The organism is Bacillus sp. JJ722 (assembly GCF_036963345.1).
Taxonomy (GTDB): Bacteria; Bacillota; Bacilli; order Bacillales; family DSM-1321; genus Bacillus_AD.
The window spans coordinates 1-5,773 of record NZ_JBALMO010000339.1 but is presented as its reverse complement, the minus strand read 5'-3'; the positions used below and the strand labels follow the sequence as shown (position 1 = coordinate 5,773).

8 protein-coding genes are annotated in these 5,773 nt (G+C 33.4%); 6 read left to right on the top strand and 2 right to left on the bottom strand.

Going from position 1 to position 5,773, the window contains the following annotated elements; translation table 11 throughout:
- Nucleotides 1–381: 381 nt before the first annotated feature.
- The gene (locus V7014_RS25570; RefSeq protein ID WP_335511672.1) at nucleotides 382–891 is read right to left on the bottom strand and encodes a DUF3231 family protein; all 510 of its coding nucleotides are present in this window, start codon (nucleotides 889–891) and stop codon (nucleotides 382–384) included.
- A gap of 256 nt (nucleotides 892–1,147) precedes the next feature.
- Between V7014_RS25570 and V7014_RS25565 the strand changes: the two genes are divergently transcribed.
- The 4 genes from V7014_RS25565 (at nucleotide 1,148) to V7014_RS25550 (ending at nucleotide 2,246) form a co-directional block, all read left to right on the top strand.
- Nucleotides 1,148–1,285 (top strand): hypothetical protein, encoded by a 138-nt coding sequence (locus V7014_RS25565; protein WP_335511670.1) that lies wholly within the window; start codon nucleotides 1,148–1,150, stop codon nucleotides 1,283–1,285.
- A gap of 54 nt (nucleotides 1,286–1,339) precedes the next feature.
- A complete protein-coding gene (locus tag V7014_RS25560; RefSeq protein WP_335511668.1) occupies nucleotides 1,340–1,579 on the top strand; it encodes a hypothetical protein in 240 nt (79 codons plus the stop codon).
- A gap of 121 nt (nucleotides 1,580–1,700) precedes the next feature.
- Nucleotides 1,701–1,916: a gamma-type small acid-soluble spore protein gene (locus V7014_RS25555; protein WP_335511666.1), complete on the top strand. Its 216-nt coding sequence runs from the start codon at nucleotides 1,701–1,703 to the stop codon at nucleotides 1,914–1,916.
- Between the two features lie 201 nt (nucleotides 1,917–2,117).
- Complete coding sequence (locus V7014_RS25550) at nucleotides 2,118–2,246, top strand: hypothetical protein (protein WP_335511664.1); 129 nt, start codon at nucleotides 2,118–2,120, stop codon at nucleotides 2,244–2,246.
- A 38-nt stretch (nucleotides 2,247–2,284) separates the two neighbouring features.
- Here V7014_RS25550 and V7014_RS25545 read toward each other — a convergent pair whose 3' ends face one another.
- The gene (locus tag V7014_RS25545; RefSeq protein ID WP_335511663.1) at nucleotides 2,285–2,671 is read right to left on the bottom strand and encodes a hypothetical protein; all 387 of its coding nucleotides are present in this window, start codon (nucleotides 2,669–2,671) and stop codon (nucleotides 2,285–2,287) included.
- Between the two features lie 460 nt (nucleotides 2,672–3,131).
- On the opposite strand from V7014_RS25545, the gene V7014_RS25540 reads away from it, so the two are divergent.
- Together V7014_RS25540 and ltrA are read left to right on the top strand one after the other, a co-directional pair.
- Complete coding sequence (locus V7014_RS25540) at nucleotides 3,132–3,962, top strand: glycerophosphodiester phosphodiesterase (RefSeq protein WP_335511661.1); 831 nt, start codon at nucleotides 3,132–3,134, stop codon at nucleotides 3,960–3,962.
- 426 nt (nucleotides 3,963–4,388) lie between these two features.
- Nucleotides 4,389–5,717, top strand: coding sequence for a group II intron reverse transcriptase/maturase (ltrA, locus tag V7014_RS25535; RefSeq protein ID WP_335511659.1), 1,329 nt, complete (start codon nucleotides 4,389–4,391; stop codon nucleotides 5,715–5,717).
- Nucleotides 5,718–5,773: the final 56 nt, after the last annotated feature.

The following is a 5,773-nucleotide window of genomic DNA, read 5'->3' as shown; positions in this document are numbered from 1 at the left end:
CTAAAGACATTGAAACTTTATCAGAAGTTGCTGAAGAAGCTCAAGATGAAGAAACAGGTGATTTATTCTTAGGAATTAAACCTACTTTAGAGAAAAATATGTGGATGCAAGCGTATTTGGGATAAAACACATCATATTTTTAATGTATACAGTATGATATAGTGTTCAGGATGTAATACTATTAATTTTAATGATATTACAATAACATCAGAACATCAGAACATCAGAACATCTTAGTTTTGGATGTACTGTTAAAAATAAAAAAATCCAGCGGAGGATAGAATGCTGGATGGAATATATTCGAAATTTTGAAAATAGAACCGTCAGGAGAATATATGCAACATTTAAAAAAATGCTTTTTTTGGATTAGTATTAGTTGTCTTAGTTTTTTGTTTCCATATGGAGTGGTGGTGGAACTAACCAACCTTTTTCTTTCATGATTTGTAGTAAGGTTGCTCCGTCTTTTAAACTTTTTGTGTTTTGTAGTGTGAGTAATAAGGCAATATCTTCTCGTATACATTGACTAATTAGCCCACTTACAGCAGTTAAGCCTGTAGCGATATCCTTAGCAATTGCATATGCAATTTGAGCATCTTGAAATCTTGCTCCTACGGGAATTTGTTCAATGTCTACATCTGGTCTTTCAGCAGGAGTAGGTGGAACTACAACATCGTTTGCAACTAATAGTTGTTCAAGTTCTTTAATAGAAGGTTTAATACTTGAATTTATTACATCTTTAATAAATTCTTTTAGATCCTTATCTCCTGTGTGATTAAAATAAACTTGATAACCGTCTAATGCTGCTTTCAATGTGGCTAACTGAGTATATGAACCATATACTTCACCATAATGCATTGGTTGATTTTGTGGATTGCCACTTAAAGTACCCATAAAAAAAACACTCCTTAATTTATATATTAGTTAATTAAAAGTACTTACAATTGTTAGTATGAGCACTTTTTTAATGATTACTTATTGCTAATTGAAAATTTCTATAAAAAATTGAAAACTCACTTTCAAAGAAAAGCTAAATTTTATTATTGATATAAATTTTCACTACTACCAGCAATCGGATTTTGACTCATTTGTTGTTGGTAATTTTCTGTTTCAGGTACAAATAGATACATACCATATTATAGAGGACAGTATGAATAAACTTAATGAAACTCTTATAGAGTTAGACAAACGTATTAAGAAGGAATCAGAGGCAAAGGCTGGATTAAATGTAATTGATGAATTCATTGATATGATTACTGAAAAGGAAATAGCATTCAAAATATACTAGCAAAGAATTATATAGAATGACATCAGCTAATAAAATACCTAAGAGTATACTCTCTTGCAATTAGCTCTGATTACAACATACTATTTAACAAATGAAATGCGAGTTAAGAAAGAAAAAATGTTGATTAAGATTACTAAAAAAGTTGGGGAAATCTTATCATGTAACCTTAAACTAAATAGGAATGACTCATTTGATGGCACAGTTACAGGGACAAAAGGAACTGTCAACATTCGAACAATAGTTGCAGGCGGTTACAACATCCAACGTGTTCATTATAGAACGATTATAAATTAATATAAAATGGAGGATTTAACGTTGGTTGGCGATTGACAACCTTAAAGGTATTATTACCAAGTTAATTTTGTATATTCATTAGTACTCATGGTTACCTTAATGTGAGTGGAGGTGATTACTAATGACGAACAAACCAAAGCCAACAAGTTTAACTGCTCAATTACAAAATAAAATGGTTGCTAATTCATCTGGGTCTACAGTTTCAGGAACTCCAGTTAACTCAAGAAGCTCTTATGGAGCTGAATTCTCTACCCAAACAGATGTAGAGAAAATGAAGAAGGCAAATCAACAATCTGCAGATGAAAAAGCAAAGAATTCAAGTTATTACAGTGGATAAAAAATAACCAATCATTAAAACTAGCTTTGTTTATTATAGTGGTGTGGATTTTCTCTCAAAATGATGCGAAAATCCATATTACTTATTTCGACAGTAAGTATAGTAATCTTGAAATTCAAATAAAAAAGCAATTTTAATTAAAAAGATGTACTCATGCTCAAAATATACGATAAAAATCAAATCAACGAAACATCCAGAATAATGATTGTTGATCATGATAAACCTGTACATGCTGAAAATGTTCAAAATGGGAGCAAGAATGATGTAGTTGAATCATTGAAAAAGAACTACTCAGAAGATGGAATAGAGATAAAAATATACGAAAACTAAACAACCACAAAAGGTTGTTTTTCTTTTTTATCAAATACCTACATCACTGGATCAGAGGCATACCATACTGAGGTTTCAGTTCTACCTTCTGATAGTTTCATCCATGATACAGCAAACTTTAAACAAGATATCCTTTCAAGATCGTTGACTATAATTTCTAAGCCGTTCCTTAAATGTTCAACTTCATACCAAAAATGTTTACCACTAAAATCATAACGATAAAAGACATTATGAGTACCTAAAGCTAACAGTAGATCATCTTTTCTGAAATTAAGTAAACTTAGGTATTCTCCATCATCTATATCAGTTTCAAAACCTTCACCATCTATTACACAGTGTATAATATCATTTGGAACAATCATCTTGGTTTCTGGAACAATAAGATATCGAGCATCTACAAGGTAATTGGATTCTTCTATTACCATTAAAGGTAAAGAGGTTACTTTATAATCAAGCGGTTCAGCATGTCGGAAAAGTTTTAAAGTTCAAAAGGCGTATATAGCATATTACTTCCTCCATTTCTAAGCTACTTAATTGGTATTCTTTTACTTAGCTTTAATTGTAAAACATTTTTAAAAGGAATGATAAATCAATTATATCTTTTTGTACAAACGGGGACAGGATCTTTGAATAATAAAATTGTAAATTTAAGGTGATGTGAGGAGGCTAAATTGTCGTTATGCATTGAGAGTAGTAGGCGAAATGGAGTAGTAGAGTATATCTATTCTATTAATCTATTAGTAAGTTTGTAAAAAAATCTAAGCGAATAGTTCGAATTTTGTTAACACATTCTTTATTAACCTTTAAATATATCTACATACTAGTCCAACATTCCTTTTCTAAAATATATTTGAATACATATTTTTTAGATAGGAGATGGAGAAAATGAGCAAAAAATTTTTGTTAAGTACAGGGGTGGCCTTTTCGTTGTTACTCAGCCCATTTAGTCAGGCATTTGCAGAAGAAACAACAGTTGGAGAAAGAAAACAGGTGGATAATGTAGCACACCGTGGTGCAACAGCTTATGCACCTGAAAATACGGTTGCTGCTTATAATCTAGCTGTTGATATGAAAGCCGATTATATTGAAATCGATGTTCAAAGAAGTAAAGATGGTGAATTAGTATTGATCCATGATACAACAGTTGAGCGTACAACAGATGGTACAGGAAAAGTAGGGGATTTAACATATGAACAGCTTAGAAGTCTTGATGCAGGTAGTTGGAAAGGGGAACAATTTGCAGGAGAACAAATCCCAACATTTGAAGAGATTCTTGATCGTTACCATGGAAAAGTTGGAATTTTAATAGAATTAAAGGCTCCAGAGCTTTACCCTGGTATTGAAGAACAAGTGGCAGATGCATTAAAAAAAAGAAATCTCGATAAACCACAAAATGAAAAAATCATTATTCAATCTTTTAACTTTGAATCTATGAAAAAGATGAATCAACTTCTACCACGAGTTTCAATCGGTGTATTAACTTCTAATCGTGCACATACAACAATGGATGCTTTACAAGAATTTTCCACCTATGCAGATTGGTTTAACCCTAGCTATGGAATTGTGACTAAAGAATTAGTGGATCAAGTTCATTCTCTTGGTATGCAAATTGGATCATGGACGGTACGTAGTCAAGAAGCAGCAGACTTTCTATTCGAGATGAAAGTTGATGCAATCATTTCTGATTATCCGGATTATGTAGATCCTAGAAACTAAAATTCATGTAAAAGAGTTAAGAAAAGGGGGTAGTTACCCGACAGTGGGCCGAAAGCCAAATGGTTGAAGGGATTGAGCTCCATAATGTTAGTAAATCGAGAGGGCCGATGCTTTACGCACTGCAGAAGGCAACATTTTATCTTTCGTTAAATGGCGAGAAGGGTAAAACCTCTCTGGAGTCAGAGACCTTGGCACGCTATACATTGATATGATACGGCAACTCGGGAGACCCTACGGGTCTTTTCTTTTTTTTTAGAAGAGTATGGTCTACAAGTGATAACAAGCAAGGAAACCAAATGCCGTGTAGGGAGTCGGATAGCAGCGTAGTACCAATGAAGTTGGGTAATGCCGATGGAGGAAAGGCTAGCTACCAGTTATCACCCTTACTAGGGACACATTTACTACACACAGAGGTAGGTATAATAAATGGAAACAAAACTACTGAGGATAGCAGAATTAGCAAAATCTGAACCTAAAATGAAATTTACATCTCTTGTGCATCTATTAAATGAGCAATCACTCATTCAATGTCATCATGAGTTACCTAATAAAAAGGCAACTGGTGTGAACGGTACGACTAAAGAACAATACAATGAAGATTTGGAAGGTAACATAAAGAACTTAGTAAGTAGACTTAAAAACAAAAGTTACCGCCCAGTCCCAGTGAGACGAATGTATATACCAAAGCTCAATTCGAGCAAGAAAAGACCATTGGGAATACCAGAACATGAGGATAAGATTGTACAAAAAGGCATTGCCAAAGTGCTAAATGCAATCTATGAGAATGACTTTCTAGACTGTTCATTTGGGTTTCGACCAAATAGAAACTGCCATGATGCGTTGAAAATACTAAATTTTTATATTGAAAAGAAATCAGTAAGCTATGTAGTAGATGTAGATATCAAAGGTTTCTTTGATAATGTTGATCACAAATGGATGATGGAGTTCTTAAAACATAGAATTACTGACCCTAACCTTCTGAGAATAATCAGTAGATTTCTCAAAGGTGGATACATGGAGGAAGGTAAGAAATACAAAACACAAAATGGTACACCGCAAGGTGGAGTAATATCTCCGATATTAGCCAATGTGTATCTTCATTATGTTCTCGACCTGTGGTTTGAGAAAGTGGTTAGGAAACAATGTGATGGACAAGCATATATAGTAAGATATGCAGATGATTTTGTTTGTTGTTTTCAACATAAAAAGGAAGCGCAACAATTCTATCAGTCTCTAATGGAGAGATTGAAGAAATTTAACTTGGAGATAGCAGAGGATAAAACAAAGGTTATTCCTTTCGGGCGGTTTGCGGAAAATAATGCAAAACGAACAGGGAATGGTAAATCAGCAACCTTTGATTTCCTTGGATTTACCCACTATTGTGGAAGAAGTAAACAAGGGAAATTTCGAGTGAAACGGAAATCGAGCAGGAAGAAAGTCCAAGGCAAACTCAAAGAGTCTAAAGAATGGCTGAAGGCTAATAGAAATAAAGATATTCATATAATCATGGATAGGTTTAAACGTTCTCTAATAGGATACTACAACTATTACTGTATAACAGATAATACTCAAACTGTTAACGGTTTCAAAGAGAAAATCGAAATCTTACTATTTAAATGGCTAAATAGAAGGAGCCAAAGGAAATCCTTTACATGGGATAAATTTAGGCTCTTTCTTCAGAGGTTTCCACTTCCTTCACCAAGAATTAAAGTGAATATTTATGAATTAAGAAAAGAGATTAGTTATATTCTGTAAATGATGATTAGGAGGAGCCGTGTGCGTTAATAGCGCAAGCACGGTTCTGTGAGGGG